This is a genomic window from Pseudonocardia sp. EV170527-09 (genome assembly GCF_008369905.1).
Classification (GTDB): domain Bacteria; phylum Actinomycetota; class Actinomycetes; order Mycobacteriales; family Pseudonocardiaceae; genus Pseudonocardia.
The window spans coordinates 13,490-27,919 of sequence record NZ_VRMC01000073.1; the positions used below are offsets into that span (position 1 = coordinate 13,490).

Here is a 14,430-nt window from a genome sequence, read left to right on the forward strand (position 1 = left end):
GCGCCGCTCAGGGGGCGAGCTGCGCGGCGACGGCGGCGGGCACGGGCACCCCGCGCCGTCGCAGTGCGGCGACGAACGCCGCCACCACCGGGTCCCGGCCCGGCCGGCTCAGCGCGACCACCTCCCGGTCCTGCGCCGGGGCCAGCGCACGCACCACACCCGGGGCACCCGCGGGCAGCGCCGTCACCGGCACCACCGCGACGCCCAGCCCGGCGTCGGCGAGCCGGGCCGCGGTCGTCGCGCTCCGGGTGCGGGTCACCGCGTCGAGGCGGACGCCGTGCGTGGCGGCGAGGGCGTCGAGCCAGCCGGCCAGGCCGTTGGCGGGGTCGTAGTGCACCACAGGGCCCTCGCCGAGCGCGACGACCGGGACCGGCCCCGGCGCGCCGGCGAGCGAATGGCGGCGGGGGAGCACCGCGACGAGCGGCTCGCGGCCGAGCACCTCGGCGTCGACGCCGTCACGGCCGGGCCGCGGGCACACCCCCACATCGGCCGCGCCGTCCGCCACCCGGGCGGCGATCTCGTCGGCGCTGGTCAGCTCGGTGAGCTCCACCCGGGTCCGGGCGGTGGCACCGGCGGCGGCCCGCAGCACCGGGGCGAGCAGACCCGCGGTCATCGTCTCCGCGCACGCCACCCGCAGCACCCCGGCGCCGCCGGCCGCGACCGTGCGCCCGGTGGTCAGCACCCGGCCCGCGGCCTCCAGCGCGGCGACCGCGTCGGCGTGCACCGCCCGCCCCGCGACGGTCGGGCGCACCCCGCGTGGCAGCCGCTCCAGCAGCGGGGTCCCGACCTCGCGTTCGAGCTGGGCGAGCTGGTGGGACAGGGCGGGCTGGGACAGGTGCAGGGCCGCGGCCGCCCCGGTCACCGACCCGTGGTCGAACACGGCCACCAGGCATTCCAGCGCACGCAGTGTCGGCACGGCGACAACCTACGGGCACGGCGGCACGGTGATGACTAGCGTGGTCGCCGTGACGATCTCCGGGTACGGGTCGTGGCCGACACCGGTCACGTCCGAAGTGGTGGTGACGGCCGCGGTACGGCTCGGGGAGGTCCGCCCCGACGGTGCGCCCGGCACCGAGGACACCGGGGTGGTGTGGGCCGAGGGCCGGGCCACCGAGGGCGGCCGGACCCAGCTGGTGCGCCGCACCGACGACGGCACCCGCACCGACCTGCTGCCGGCCGGGGCGAACGCGCGCTCGGCCGTCCACGAGTACGGCGGCGGCGCGTGGTGGCTGCACCCCGGCAGCCCCGGCACCGTCTTCTACGTCGAGTGGGCCGACCAACGCCTGTACCGGCTCGACCGTGGCGGCGAGCCGGTCGCGCTCACCCCGGAGCCCGCGGTGCCCCGCGGTGACCGCTACGCCGACGGCGACGTCGCCCCCGACGGCACCTGGATGGTCGCGGTCCGCGAGCACCACCACGCCGAGCACACCCCGGCGGCCGAGGTCGTCAACGAGATCGTGCGGCTCGACGCCCGCACCCCGTCGGAACCGGAGGTGCTGGTCAGCGGCCCGGACTTCGTCGCGGCACCGCGGATCTCGCCGGACGGCAGCACCCTGGCCTGGCTGTCCTGGAACCACCCGTCGATGCCGTGGGACGACGTCGAGCTCACCGTGCGCGACCTGGCGTCCGGGGTGGACACCGTCGTCGCGGGTGGGCCGGGGGAATCGGTCACCGAGCCGCAGTGGCAGCCCGACGGGTCGCTGACCTTCCTCAGCGACCGCACCGGCTGGTGGAACCTCTACGGGTGGCCGCCCGGCCAGGACATCGAGGCGCTCGTGCGCATCGACGCCGAGATCGGGGTGCCCGGCTGGGCGCTGGGCGGGTCGCGCTACGCCGTCCTGGAGGACGGACGCGTCGTGTTCGCCCGCTCCTCGCGGGGCTTCGACGCCCTGGTCGTGCGGGAGGTCGACGGCCGGATCATCGAGCTCGATACCCCGTTCACCGCGATCGGCTCGGTGCGCGCCGACGGGCCCTACGCCGTCGTCTGCGTCGCCGGGTCGCCCACCGCCGAGCCGGGCGTGCACCGCGTGGTGCCCGCACCGGAGGGCGCGGGGGAGCCCGGCGCGGCCGGGGTGCAGACCCTGCGCGCCCCGCGCGACCTCGGCCTGCACCCGGAGACGGTGTCGGTGCCCGAGCCGATCACGTTCCTGTCCACCGACGCCGCGGGCGGCCCGCGCACCGGCTACGCGCTGTTCTACCCGCCGCTGGGGGCCCACGAGCCCCCCGACGGCGAGCTGCCGCCGCTGCTGGTGGTCATCCACGGCGGCCCTACCGGCGCGGCGACGCCGGTCCTCTCGGTCGCCGTGCAGTACTGGACCAGCCGCGGGTTCGGGGTCGTCGACGTCGACTACGGCGGTTCCACCGGCTACGGGCGCGCCTACCGCGAGCAGCTGAAGGGGGCGTGGGGGATCGTCGACGTCGCCGACTGCCTGGCCGCGGCCCGCACGCTGGCCGACGCCGGCCGCGTCGACCCGGCCCGGATGGCGATCCGCGGCGGCTCGGCGGGCGGGTTCACCACCCTGGCCGCGCTCGCCCGGGACGACACCCCGTTCTCCGCGGGGGCCGACCACTTCGGCGTCGCCGACCTGGCCGCGCTCGCCCGGGACACCCACAAGTTCGAGTCCCGCTACCTCGACGGGCTGGTCGGGCCGTGGCCCGAGGCGGAGGCGGTCTACATCGAGCGGTCCCCGCTGACCCACGTCGAGCGGTTCTCGACCCCGCTGATCGTGCTGCAGGGCGACGAGGACGCGATCGTCCCGCCGAACCAGTCGGAGATGATCGTCGACGCGCTGCGCAAGCGTGGGGTGCCGGTCGCCTATCTGTTGTTCGCCGGTGAGCAGCACGGCTTCCGGCAGGCCGCGAACATCCGCCGGGCGCTCGACGCCGAGCTGGCGTTCTACTCCCGGGTGTTCGGGTTCGCGCTGCCGCCGGAGGAGGGCATCGAGCCGGTCCCCGTCGAGAACCTGTGAGCCCCGGGCACTTCGTCGCCCGCGTCACCCTCGACCCGGACGCGCCCACCGACGGCTACCCGTTCGACCTGGGGGTCGTGCGGTGGCTGCGGGCGCACGGCGGGCTCGCCCTCTACCCGGGCGTCACGTTCCTGGTGGGGGAGAACGGTTCCGGCAAGTCCACGTTCGTCGAGGCGCTGGCGGTCGCGCTGGGGCTGAACGCCGAGGGCGGCTCGCGGTCGTTCCGGTTCGCGACGCGGGCGAGCGAGTCCGACCTGGGGTCGCACCTGCGGCTGGCGCGCCGGCCCGGCCGGGAACGGAGCAGCTTCTTCCTGCGCGCCGAGTCGTACTACAACGTGGCGACGGAGGTGGAGCGCCTCGACCGGGAGGGCGGCGGGCCGCCGCTGGCCCCGGCGTTCGGGGGCACGCCGCACGAGCGCAGCCACGGGGAGTCGTTCGTCGCGCTGATGACCCACCGGTTCACCCCGCGCGGGCTCTACCTGCTCGACGAGCCGGAGGCCGCGCTGTCGGTCACCGGGGCCCTGGCGGTGCTGGCCCGGATGGTGGACCTGACCGCGCGGGGCAGCCAGTTCGTCGTCGCCACCCACTCGCCGGTCCTGCTCGCGCTGCCCGGCGCGACGATCCTGCAGCTCGACGACGACGGCGCGGTCCGCCGCGTCGGCTACGACGAGGCGCTCCCGGTGGCCCTGACCCGCAGCTTCCTCGCCGACCCGGACGCGTTCCTGCGGCACCTGTAGACGGCGACGGGCCCGGGAGGACGAGGTGTCCTCCCGGGCCCGGGCACCGGGGCTCAGACCGGGGCGCCGCCGGCGGGTGCCGGCGTCGGAGCGGCCTGCGGGGTGGCCTTGCGCGGCCCCTGCGACAGCCGCTTCTCCACCAGCCGCGACAGGCCGGTCAGGATCAGGCACAGCCCGATGTAGAGGACCGCGACGACCAGCGCGACCTGCAGGATCGGCGATCCGAGCTGTACCTGGCTGCCGAGCTGGCGGGCCACGAGCAGCAGCTCCTCGTAGAGGATCAGGAAGCCGAGCGCGGTGTCCTTGAGGACCACCACCAGCTGCGACAGGATCGTCGGCAGCATCGACCGGACCGCCTGCGGGAGCAGCACCGAGGACATCACCTGGGTCTTGCGCAGCCCCAGGGCGTAGGCGGCCTCGCTCTGTCCGCGCGGGACCGCGTTGATCCCGGCGCGGAACACCTCGGCGAGCACCGAGCCGTTGTAGAGCATCAGGCCGAGCACGACGGCCCAGAACGCGGAGATCTCGATGCCCGCGCCCTGCGACATCCCGTAGTACATGATGAAGATCAGGACCAGCAGCGGGACGGCGCGGAAGAACTCCACGACCACCGTGCACGGGACCCGGACCCAGGCGTGGTCCGACAGCCGTCCGGCGGCGAACACCGCCCCGAACACCAGCGACAGGACCGCCGCGACGAGGAACGCACGAACGGTGTTCCACAGCCCGTCGAGGATGCGGACCTGGATCGCCTCGTAGGTGATCCAGTCCCACATCCGGCCGCTGAACTGGCCGGTGGCCCAGAAGCGGTAGAGGACGAACCCGAGGGCCGCCAGGATCACTGCGACCCCGACGACGCCGATCGTGCGGTTGCGGGCGCGGGCCGCGGGGCCCGGGATGTCGTAGAGGACCGAGCTCATCGGGCCACCCCCCAGCGGGCGTCGAGGCGGCGCTGGACCCAGGTCAGCGGGGCCACCAGGATCACGAAGATCAGCGCCACCCACAGCAGCCCGACGAGCACGTTGTAGCCGCGCTCGGAGAGGTTCTGGTAGATGCCGCCGGCCTGGAACACCGAGAAGCCGGACGCGATCGTGGTGTTCTTCAGCAGCGCGATCTGGATGTTCGTCATCGGCGGGACGGTGGCGCGCACCGCCTGCGGGAGCACCACCTGGCCGAGGGTCTGGGTGAAGGTGAAGCCCAGCGCCCGCGACGCCTCCGCCTGCCCGACCGGGACCGTGTTGATGCCCGACCGCACGACCTCGCACACGAACGCGGCGGTGTAGAGGCTCAGGCCGACGCTCGCGAGCGCGAAGAAGCTGAGCTGGACGAGCTCGAGCCGTGGGTAGGCGAACGCGAAGAAGAACAGCACCAGCGTCAGCGGGGTGTTCCGCAGGATCTGCACGTAGCCGGTGCCGAAGGCACGCAGCGCGGGGACGGGGCTGACCCGCATGCCCGCGATCAGCGTGCCCAGCAGCAGCGATCCGATCGCGGCGACGACGAAGAGGCCGATCGTGCCGGCGAACCCGCCGACGTAGAGGTCGAGGTTGTCCAGCAGGACATCCACCGGGCGGCTCTCCTTTCTCTGGTCCCGACGTGTCTGGACCCGACGCGGCCCGGTGGAGTGGTGACGAGGTCACCGCCCCACCGGGCCGCGGACGGGATCAGTAGCGCTCGATGGCCGGCGGCTGGGCCTGGGTACCGGACTTGCCCAGGGTGCCGTCGTAGATGGTCTTCCAGGTGCCGTCGTCGATCGCGGCCTGCAGCAGGTCGTTGATCTTGTTGCGGAGCGCGGTGTCGGCCTTCGGGACGCCGATGCCGTAGGGCTCGGAGGAGAACTTCTCCCCGACGACCTTCAGCTGCTCCGGGTTCTGCGCGGCGTAGCCGAGCAGGATCGCGTCGTCGGTGGTGACGGCGTCGACCTGGTTGTTGATCAGCTGGTCGACGCACTGGGTGTAGGTCTGGAACTCCACGACCTGGTCGGTGAGCTTCTGGTCCTTCACCCGCTGGATCGGGGTGGAGCCGGTGACCGAGCAGACCCGCTTGCCCTGCAGCGTCTGCGGGCCGGTGATCGTGTTGTCGTCGGCACGCACGAGCAGGCTCTGGCCCGCGACGTAGTACGGCCCGGCGAACCCGACGCGCTGCTTGCGCTTGTCGTTGATCGTGTAGGTGCCGACGTAGTAGTCGACGTCGCCGCGCTCGATGTTGTCCTCGCGGGCCGCCGACGGGATGACCTTGTACTCGATCTGCTCGGGGGAGAAGCCGAGACCGCCCGCGACCATCCGGGCGATGTCGATGTCGAACCCGGAGAACTCGTTGGTGGTGGCGTCGCGGAAGCCCAGGTTCGGCTGGTCGTCCTTGACACCGATCACGACGCGGCCGCGCTGCTTCATGGCGTCGAACGTGGGGGAGCCCTCGACGGTCACGTTCTGCGCGACGGTCGGCTGGTAGCCCGAGCTCTCGGCGCCGGGTGTGCCCTCGCGGCCGCAGCCGGCCAGGGCGAGGGTGGCGGCCAGGGCGGCCGCCACCAGGATGCGGGTTCTCTTCACGGTTCGCTCCGCTCGTCGGGGGGTGGTGGTGGAAGGCGTCCTCAGTGCGAGAGGATCTTGCCGAGGAAGTCCTTGGCACGGTCGCTGCGCGGGGCGGTGAAGAACTCGTCCGGGGTCGCGTCCTCGACGATCTCGCCGTCGCTCATGAACACGACGCGGTGCGCGGCCCGGCGGGCGAAGCCCATCTCGTGGGTCACGACGACCATCGTCATGCCCTCCTTGGCCAGCGAGGTCATGGTGTCGAGCACCTCGTTGACCATCTCCGGGTCGAGCGCCGAGGTCGGCTCGTCGAAGAGCATCACCTTCGGCTTCATCGCCAGCGCGCGGGCGATCGCCGCGCGCTGCTGCTGGCCGCCGGACAGCTGCGCCGGGTACTTGTCGCGCTGGTTGGCGATGCCGACACGCTCCAGCAGCGCCAGACCGGTCTTCTCGGCCTCGGCCTTGGACACCCCGCGCACCTTCAGCGGTGCGAGGGTGACGTTCTCCAGGATCGTCTTGTGCGCGAACAGGTTGAACGACTGGAAGACCATGCCGACGTCGGCGCGCAGGGCGGCCAGCGCCTTGCCCTCCGCCGCCAGCGCGGTGCCGTCGATCTCGATCGTGCCGGTGTCGATCGGCTCGAGCCGGTTGATCGTGCGGCAGAGTGTGGACTTGCCGGAACCGGAGGGGCCGAGGACGACGACGACCTCCCCACGGGCGACGTCCAGATCGATGTCGCGCAGCACGTGGAGGTCGCCGAAGTGCTTCTGCACCCCGGCCATCCGCACCATGGGTGTGCTGGACGCGGGCGGGCTGGTCATGCTGCCTCCGGACATGGCGAGAGCCTGGACGGAACGGACATGCGAGTCCACCACCTTGAGGAACCTTTAGGGTCTCGGCCACGTAACGGAAAGGGCGGCCACCGGTGCACATCCTGCTGATCGAGGACGACGACCGGGTCGCCGCCGCGCTGCGCCCGGCACTGCACCGGCACGGGATGACCACGACCCGTCTGGACCACGGCCGCGGCGCCGTGGACCACCTCGACGGCGTCGACGTCGTGCTGCTCGACCTGGGGCTGCCCGACGCCGACGGGCTCGACGTCTGCCGGGCGATCCGCGCCGTCTCCGAGGTCCCGGTGCTGATGGTGACCGCCCGCGGCGAGGTCACCGACCGCATCGCCGGGCTGCACACCGGCGCCGACGACTACCTGGTCAAGCCCTACGACATCGGGGAGCTCGTGGCCCGGGTGCACGCGGTGCAGCGTCGCCGCAAGATCGGCGACGACGGCACCGTCGTCCCGGCCGGGTCGGCCCCGGTGACCGTCGGCGACGTCCGCGTCGACCCCGAGCGGTACGAGGTCACCGTCGCCGGGGAGCAGGTGGTGCTCACCCGCAAGGAGTTCCAGGTGCTGTCCCTGCTCGCCCGCGCCGACGGCGCCGTCTGCACCCGCGCCCAGATCGTCGCCGAGGTGTGGGGGCGCGGCTGGGCGGGCGCGAACCGGACCCTCGACGTGCACGTGGCGACCCTGCGGACCAAGCTCGGCCGCCCCGAGCTGGTGCGGACCGTCCGCGGCGTCGGGTACCGCTTCGCCGCCACCGAGGACTGAGAGGGGAACGGCGACGTGCGCAGCCGGCTGCTGCTGGTCGTGCTCGTGCTCGTCGGGCTGCTCGCCGCCGGGCTGGGCGTCCCGCTGGCCTGGACCGCCGCCCAGCGCGCCCAGGAGGAGGTCTTCACCGACCGCCTCACCGACACCATCTCCTTCGCCTCCACCGCCCAGCGCCCGCTCATCGAGACCCCCGCGGGCAGCTCCGCGCTCACCACGTTCACCGACGAGATCACCCGCTACGACGACGTCTACGGCGTCGCGGTGCTTGTCCTCGACCGGGCGGGGCGCACGGTGACCGCCTCCCGCCCGGCCGACCGGCTGCCCGAGCTGGGGGACTACGCCGTCGACCGGACCGAGGTCGCGCTCGCCGGGCGCCGCTCCTCGACCTACCCGCTGCTCATGCCGTGGGACGACCGGCCGCTGGTGCTGGCCGAGCCGGTACTCGTCGACGGCGAGGTGGTCGGCGCGGTGGTGACGGTGTCCCCGACCGACGCCCTGCGGGCCGAGGCGGTGCGCACCTGGTCGCTGATCGCCGGGGCCGCGGTGTTCGCGCTGCTCGTCGGGACCCTGGTCGCGCTGCCGCTGACCGCCTGGGTGCTGCGCCCGGTCCGCCGGCTCGACGAGGCGATGGACCGGGTCGGGACGGCCGTCCTCGCCGGGGGGCCGCCCGGTCCGCCGTCGCGGCGCAGCGGCCCGCCGGAGCTGCGCTCGCTGGCCGAGTCGTTCGACCGGATGACCGAGACGGTGCGCGAGGCGCTCGGCGCCCAGCGCGCGTTCGTCGCCGACGCCTCCCACCAGCTGCGCAACCCGCTCACCGCGCTGCGGCTGCGGCTGTCCAACCTCGACGGGCACGTCGACCCGGCCGCCGCCGACGACCACCTCGCGGCGATGGAGGAGGCCGAGCGACTGTCCCGGGTGCTCGACGGACTGCTCGCGCTGGCCCGCGCCGAGCGCGCGGTGGAGGACCCGGGCGTCGCCGAGGACACCGACCTCGACGTCGTCGTCGCCGAACGGGTGGACAACTGGCGGCCGCTCGCCGAGCACTCCGGGATCGAGCTGCGCCGCAGCGGCCCACGCGGCCTGCACGCCCTGATCGGCGAGCCCGCGCTGGAGTCGGTGCTCGACGCGCTGCTGGACAATGCGCTCAAGTACACCCCGCCCGGGCGACGGGTGCGGGTCGCGACGCTGCGCACTGCCGACCGGATCGGGGTCAGCGTCGTCGACGGCGGCCCCGGCCTCGCACGTGAGGACCAGGCGCGCGCCACCGACCGGTTCTGGCGGGCACCCGGGCAGACCAACGTCGAGGGCAGCGGGCTCGGCCTGGCCATCGCGGTGCGGACCGCCGCCGCGGCGGGCGGGAGCCTGCAGCTGAGCGACGCACCCGGCGGCGGGCTGCGGGGCACACTGTGGCTGCGGCCCGCGCCCTCCGCGGTGCGTGACCGGCCCCCCGCCCCCGGAGAGGACGTGTGAGGAATGCGGATCGGCGAGCTCGCGGAACGCACCGGCGTGAGTGCACGCATGCTGCGCTACTGCGAGCAGCAGGGTCTCCTCGCCCCGACCCGCGGCAGCGGCGGCCAGCGGGAGTGCGGGACACCGGAGGCCGAGCGCGTCGCCCTGCTGCGGACGCTGTTCGACGCCGGCCTGTCGAGCCGCACGATCGCCCGGCTGCTGCCGTGCGTGGACACCCCGAGCCTGCGGACCGCCGAGGACGCCTTCGCGACGATGGCACGTGAGCGGGACCGGCTGCGCGAGGCGATGGGGACCCTCGGGACCGCCGTCGACGCCCCGGAACGCCTCATGGCCGGGAACAGCGAGCACCGGGCGGCCCTCGCCGCCGTGCGCCCGGCCGGGTCCGCCGACCGGTGACCTGGGACACGGTCACTGCTGCTCGGCTCGGCCACGGCCCGGACGCCGGACGCGCCGTCCGACGAGTGGGCGGCCACCGTGCCGGTCGCCGGGACCACCGCGCTCGACGTCGTCGACCAGCTGGCACTGCCGCGCGGTGGCCGGTTGCTGGTCGACGGGATCGGCGGGGGCGTGGGGCTGGCCGTCGCCCAGCTGGCCCGCGCCGGTGGGCCCGAGGTGATCGGTACCGCGGGCGGGACCGAGCGCGACGTCGTCACCGGGACCGGCGCGGCGTTCGTGGACCACCGCGCGCCCGGTGCGATCGACCGGCTGCGCGCGTTCGCCCCCGGCGGCTTCGACGGCGTCGTGGACCTCGTGGGCGGCGCGTCGCTGCGCGACGGGGAAGACGGTGCTCGACCTGTCCGCGCGGGGTCAGCGAGGTCAGTGAGGTCAGCGAGGTCAGTAGCCCTTCGTGGCCCGGTAGAACTCGACGGCGCCGTCGTGCAGCGGGATCGGCTGGGTGCCGATGGCCGAGCGCGAGTCGACGGTCACCGCGGCCGGGCTGGCCTGCGCCAGCCGGGGCTGCTCGTCGAAGGCGGCCCGGATCAGCGCGCGGGCCAGGTCGGCGTCCATCCCCTCGGTGACCAGCAGCGCGTTGCGCACCGACAGGCACGACACCGGGCCGGGCAGGCCGTAGGTGTTCGCCGGGACCGTCGCCACGGAGTAGACGGGGTACCGCTCACGCATCCGGTCGAGCACCCCACCGAGCTCCAGCAGCCGGATCGGGACCCGGGCCGCGAGCTCCCGCACCCCGTCGGTGGGCACCCCGCCGGACCAGAAGAACGCGTCGAGACGGCCCTCGGCCAGCGCCGTCGCCGCGTCCGGCAGCCCCAGCTCCGCGCGGGTGCCCGGGCCCGCGACACCGATCCCGGCGACGTCGAGCAGCCGGATCGCGATCGGCTGGTAGCCGCTGCCGCCCGGGCCGATCGACACCCGTCGTCCGCGCAGGTCGGCGATGCTGCGCAGGCCGGAGTCGGCACGCACGACGAGGTGGGTGACGTCGTCGTAGAGCCGGGCCAGTGCGCGCGGCTCGGTCGGGCTGGTGACGCGCGCGGCGACGTCGGCGGCCACGTCGACCTGGCTGATCGCGACCGCCGCCCGCCCGTCGGTCAGCAGCTCCATGTTCTGTGCGCTGCCCGCCGTCTCCAGCACCCGGGGGGCCGCGGGGAGCCCGAGGCGTTCGTGCCAGATCTCCGACAGCGTGCGCGCGAGGTTGATGTACACCCCCGGCTGCACCCCGCCGGCGATCACCAGCGGCTCGGCGGGCCGCGGGCCGGTGCAGCCCGGGAGCACCGCCCCCGCACCCAGCACGACGCCCGCACCCAGCAGGGCGCGCCGCGTCAGCGGGGGACCGGACCGGTGCATCGGGCCATCATCCCCGACGGCCCCGTCCCGGCGCCGTTCGCCGGGGCGCCTACCCTCGGGTGTGTGAGCCGCAGCTACACCGTGCGCACCTACGGGTGCCAGATGAACGTGCACGACTCGGAGCGGATGGCCGGTCTGCTGGAGGACGCCGGGTACGCCCGGGCCGAGGACCCCGACACCGCCGACGTCGTCGTGTTCAACACCTGCGCGGTGCGGGAGAACGCGGACAACAAGCTCTACGGCAACCTCGGGCACCTGCGCCCGCGCAAGGTCGCCAACCCGGACATGCAGATCGCCGTCGGCGGCTGCCTGGCCCAGAAGGACCGCGACACGATCACCCGGCGGGCGCCGTGGGTCGACGTCGTGTTCGGCACGCACAACGTGCACGCGCTGCCGACCCTGCTGGAGCGCGCCCGGCACAACGACGAGGCCCAGGTCGAGATCGCCGAGGCGCTCGAGGTGTTCCCCTCGACGCTGCCCGCGCGCCGTGACTCCGCCTACGCCGGCTGGGTGTCGATCTCGGTGGGCTGCAACAACACTTGCACGTTCTGCATCGTGCCGTCGCTGCGCGGCAAGGAGCGCGACCGCCGCCCCGGCGACGTGCTCGCCGAGGTGCAGACCCTCGCCGCCGACGGCGTGCTGGAGGTGACCCTGCTCGGGCAGAACGTGAACGCCTACGGCAGCGACATGGGCGATCGTCAGGCCTTCTCGAAGCTCCTGCGGGCCTGCGGCGAGGTCGAGGGGCTGGAGCGGGTGCGGTTCACCAGCCCGCACCCGCGCGACTTCACCTCCGACGTCATCGCCGCGATGGCCGAAACCCCGAACGTCTGCCCGCAGCTGCACATGCCCCTGCAGTCCGGCTCCGACGACGTCCTGCGCCGGATGCGTCGCAGCTACCGGTCGGAGCGGTTCCTCTCGATCCTGGCCGAGGTGCGGGAGTCGATCCCGCACGCGGCGATCACCACCGACATCATCGTCGGGTTCCCGGGCGAGACCGAGCAGGACTTCGCCGACACCCTCGACGTCGTCGAGCGGGCCCGGTTCGCCGCGGCGTTCACCTTCCAGTACTCGAAGCGGCCCGGCACCCCGGCCGCGGACCTGCCCGACCAGCTGCCCAAGGCCGTCGTGCAGGAGCGCTACGAGCGCCTCGTCGCACTGCAGGAGCGGATCTCCTGGGAGGAGAACCGCACGCAGGAGGGCACGGTGGTGGAGCTGCTGGTGTCCACCGGCGAGGGTCGCAAGGACGCGGCGACCGCCCGTCTCACCGGTCGTGCCCGGGACGGGCGGCTGGTGCACTTCGCGCCCGGTACCGCGACCGGCATCCGGCCCGGGGACGTCGTCACCGTCCGGATCGACCGGGGCGCCCTGCACCACCTCGTCGCCGACGGCGGCGTGCTCACCCACCGCCGCACCCGCGCCGGCGACGCCGCCGAGGCCGGCGAGCGCCCGTCCGGGGCACCCACCACGCTGGGGCTGCCGGCGTTCGGTGCTCCGGCGTCCGAGCCGGCTCCCGCCGCGCCGTCCTGCGGCGTCCCCGCCACCACCGGAGGTCCCCGATGAGCGACGTGTCCCCGCAGACCCGCGCCGAGATCGACCGGGCCGGGCGCGGCGTCGCCCGCCGGATCGACCCTGGCGCGCGCGCCATGCTGATCGCGGTGGCGATCGTCGCCGCGGTCGCCGCGCTGCTGCTGCCGTGGGTGGCGGGCACGCCGGGCTGGCAGGTGCTGTCCTCGGGCACCTCCGGGCCGCTCCCGACGCTGTTCTCGTTCACGATGACCGGGTTCGCCGTCGTGGTGTCGGCGGCGGCGCTGCTGACCCGGCTGTGGGCACTCGCGTGGTTCGCGGCCTTCGGCTGCGGGATCTCCTCGGTGAACGGGCTGTGGGCGATCTGGTCCCAGCAGACCGGCGCTGAGGCAGGTCCCGGGTTCGGGATGGTCCTCGGCGTGGTCGCCGTGGTGCTGCTGACCTTCGTGTGGGCGGGCGCCGCGCTGCAGCGCGACTGAGGCCGCCCGGACGGGCCGCCCACACCGTTCCCTACCGCTCGTCGACCGCCTGCTCGGCGGCGGTGAGCCACTCCCGCCACTGGGCCGCCTGCGCGCGGGCCTGCTCGGCGCGCCTGCGGTCACCGGCGGCCTCGGCCTTCTCCGCCTGCGCCTCGAACTGCTCGACCCGCGACCGGAACTGCTCGACGCGTGCCTGGGTCTCGGGGTCGGTGCGGCGCCACTGCGCGTCCGCGGCGGCGGCGACCTTGTCCTCGATCCCGCGCAGCCGCCCCTCCAGGGTGCGGATCTCCTCGCGCGGGACCTTGCCGATGGCCTCCCAACGCTCCTGGATCTCGCGCAGCCGGGCCCGTGCGCCGTCCGGGTCGGAGAGGTCGATCGTCTCGGCCTCGGCGAGCAGCGCCCGCTTCGCCTCGGCGTTCTCGGCGAACTCGGTGTCGCGGGCGGAGAAGTGCTCGCCGCGGCGGGCGAAGAAGTGGTCCTGCGCGCCGCGGAAGCGGACCCACAGCGCGTCGTCGGCCTCGCGGTGGGCGCGGCCCGCCGCCTTCCACTCGGTCATCAGGTCGCGGTAGGCGGCCGCGGTCGCGTTCCACTCGTCGGAGTCGGCGAGGGCCTCGGCCTGCGCGACGAGCTCCTCCTTGCGGGCCTTCGCGGTGACCCGCTGGCGGTCGAGGTCGGCGAAGTGCGAGCCGCGCCGCCGGTTGAACGCCTCGCGCGCCTTCGAGAAGCGCTTCCACAGCTGCTCGTCGGTCTTCTTGTCGACGCCGCGGATGGTGCGCCACTCGTCGAGGATCGCCTTGTACCGGTCCCCGGCCTGCTTCCACTGGGTGGAGTCCACGGCCATCTTCTCGGCCTCGACGGCCAGCGCCTCCTTGCGGGCGACGGCGTCGTGCCGGGCGCGCTCGCGCTCCTCCTTCGCCGCGCTGACACCCTGCTCGGCGAGGCCGACCAGCTCGTCGAGCCGCGTGCGCAGGGCGGGCACGTCCCCGACCACGTGCGCGGAGTCGAGGCCGGCGCGCAGCGCGGTCAGCGCGGTCAGCGATGCCTTCGCGTCCCCGCCGCCGGCGATCCGCGCGGCGAGCACCTCGGTCTCGGTGACCAGCGCGTCGAACCGCTTCGCGTAGTGCTCCAGGCCCTCGGCGGGCGGCCCGGCCTGGTAGGAGCCGACGACCCGCTCGCCGTCGGCGGTGAACAGGGTGATGGTGCCGTCGTCGTCGGCGCGGCCCCAGCGGCCCGGGTCGTCGGCCGCGGAGGGCACCTGGGACGGCAGGGCGGCGGGCGGCGCGGGTGGTGCGACCGCGGCCGGGGTGGGCACGGGTC

15 protein-coding genes are annotated in these 14,430 nt (G+C 74.4%); 7 read left to right on the forward strand and 8 right to left on the reverse strand.

Features of this window, described 5'->3' with window-relative positions:
* Positions 1–7 precede the first annotated feature (7 nt).
* On the reverse strand, positions 8–916 hold the full coding sequence (locus FVA95_RS20655) for a LysR family transcriptional regulator (protein WP_149665644.1): 909 nt from the start codon (positions 914–916) through the stop codon (positions 8–10).
* Positions 917–965: 49 nt separating this feature from the next.
* On the opposite strand from FVA95_RS20655, the gene FVA95_RS20660 reads away from it, so the two are divergent.
* Both FVA95_RS20660 and FVA95_RS20665 read left to right on the forward strand, forming a co-directional pair.
* Entirely contained in the window at positions 966–2,969 is a 2,004-nt protein-coding gene (locus FVA95_RS20660) for a prolyl oligopeptidase family serine peptidase (RefSeq protein ID WP_240051631.1), read from the forward strand.
* Positions 2,966–3,706 carry an AAA family ATPase gene (locus FVA95_RS20665; RefSeq protein WP_020622572.1) on the forward strand — a complete coding sequence of 247 codons (741 nt, stop codon included), beginning with the start codon at positions 2,966–2,968 and terminating at the stop codon, positions 3,704–3,706. The genes FVA95_RS20660 and FVA95_RS20665 overlap by 4 nt, the downstream gene beginning before the upstream one ends.
* Before the next feature lie 53 nt (positions 3,707–3,759).
* On the opposite strand, the gene FVA95_RS20670 is transcribed toward FVA95_RS20665, so the two are convergent.
* From FVA95_RS20670 to FVA95_RS20685, 4 genes are all read right to left on the reverse strand, one after another.
* Positions 3,760–4,626: an amino acid ABC transporter permease gene (locus FVA95_RS20670; RefSeq protein ID WP_075311105.1), complete on the reverse strand. Its 867-nt coding sequence runs from the start codon at positions 4,624–4,626 to the stop codon at positions 3,760–3,762.
* Positions 4,623–5,270, reverse strand: coding sequence for an amino acid ABC transporter permease (locus tag FVA95_RS20675; RefSeq protein WP_020622570.1), 648 nt, complete (start codon positions 5,268–5,270; stop codon positions 4,623–4,625). Before FVA95_RS20675 ends, FVA95_RS20670 begins: the two co-directional genes overlap by 4 nt.
* A gap of 97 nt (positions 5,271–5,367) precedes the next feature.
* The gene (locus FVA95_RS20680) at positions 5,368–6,252 is read right to left on the reverse strand and encodes a glutamate ABC transporter substrate-binding protein (RefSeq protein WP_043276813.1); all 885 of its coding nucleotides are present in this window, start codon (positions 6,250–6,252) and stop codon (positions 5,368–5,370) included.
* A gap of 41 nt (positions 6,253–6,293) precedes the next feature.
* Entirely contained in the window at positions 6,294–7,022 is a 729-nt protein-coding gene (locus FVA95_RS20685) for an amino acid ABC transporter ATP-binding protein (RefSeq protein ID WP_020622568.1), read from the reverse strand.
* Positions 7,023–7,156: 134 nt separating this feature from the next.
* Here FVA95_RS20685 and FVA95_RS20690 point away from each other — a divergent pair, with 134 nt between their 5' ends.
* From FVA95_RS20690 to FVA95_RS20700, 3 genes are read left to right on the forward strand one after another with little or no spacing between them, the layout of a single operon-like run.
* Positions 7,157–7,840 (forward strand): response regulator transcription factor, encoded by a 684-nt coding sequence (locus FVA95_RS20690; protein WP_075311113.1) that lies wholly within the window; start codon positions 7,157–7,159, stop codon positions 7,838–7,840.
* Positions 7,841–7,855: 15 nt separating this feature from the next.
* The gene (locus FVA95_RS20695; RefSeq protein ID WP_149665646.1) at positions 7,856–9,310 is read left to right on the forward strand and encodes a HAMP domain-containing sensor histidine kinase; all 1,455 of its coding nucleotides are present in this window, start codon (positions 7,856–7,858) and stop codon (positions 9,308–9,310) included.
* Positions 9,311–9,313: 3 nt separating this feature from the next.
* The gene (locus FVA95_RS20700) at positions 9,314–9,706 is read left to right on the forward strand and encodes a MerR family DNA-binding transcriptional regulator (RefSeq protein WP_149665647.1); all 393 of its coding nucleotides are present in this window, start codon (positions 9,314–9,316) and stop codon (positions 9,704–9,706) included.
* Positions 9,707–9,718: 12 nt separating this feature from the next.
* On the opposite strand, the gene FVA95_RS20705 is transcribed toward FVA95_RS20700, so the two are convergent.
* Positions 9,719–9,991, reverse strand: coding sequence for a hypothetical protein (locus FVA95_RS20705; protein ID WP_149665648.1), 273 nt, complete (start codon positions 9,989–9,991; stop codon positions 9,719–9,721).
* 153 nt (positions 9,992–10,144) lie between these two features.
* Complete coding sequence (locus FVA95_RS20710; protein ID WP_149665649.1) at positions 10,145–11,110, reverse strand: TAXI family TRAP transporter solute-binding subunit; 966 nt, start codon at positions 11,108–11,110, stop codon at positions 10,145–10,147.
* A 63-nt stretch (positions 11,111–11,173) separates the two neighbouring features.
* On the opposite strand from FVA95_RS20710, the gene miaB reads away from it, so the two are divergent.
* Positions 11,174–12,670: a tRNA (N6-isopentenyl adenosine(37)-C2)-methylthiotransferase MiaB gene (gene miaB, locus FVA95_RS20715; protein ID WP_149665650.1), complete on the forward strand. Its 1,497-nt coding sequence runs from the start codon at positions 11,174–11,176 to the stop codon at positions 12,668–12,670.
* Positions 12,667–13,113: a hypothetical protein gene (locus FVA95_RS20720; RefSeq protein ID WP_060711211.1), complete on the forward strand. Its 447-nt coding sequence runs from the start codon at positions 12,667–12,669 to the stop codon at positions 13,111–13,113. The genes miaB and FVA95_RS20720 overlap by 4 nt, the downstream gene beginning before the upstream one ends.
* 31 nt (positions 13,114–13,144) lie before the next feature.
* Here FVA95_RS20720 and FVA95_RS20725 read toward each other — a convergent pair whose 3' ends face one another.
* Positions 13,145–14,425: a DUF349 domain-containing protein gene (locus FVA95_RS20725; RefSeq protein ID WP_240051632.1), complete on the reverse strand. Its 1,281-nt coding sequence runs from the start codon at positions 14,423–14,425 to the stop codon at positions 13,145–13,147.
* Between the last annotated feature and the right edge of the window lie 5 nt (positions 14,426–14,430).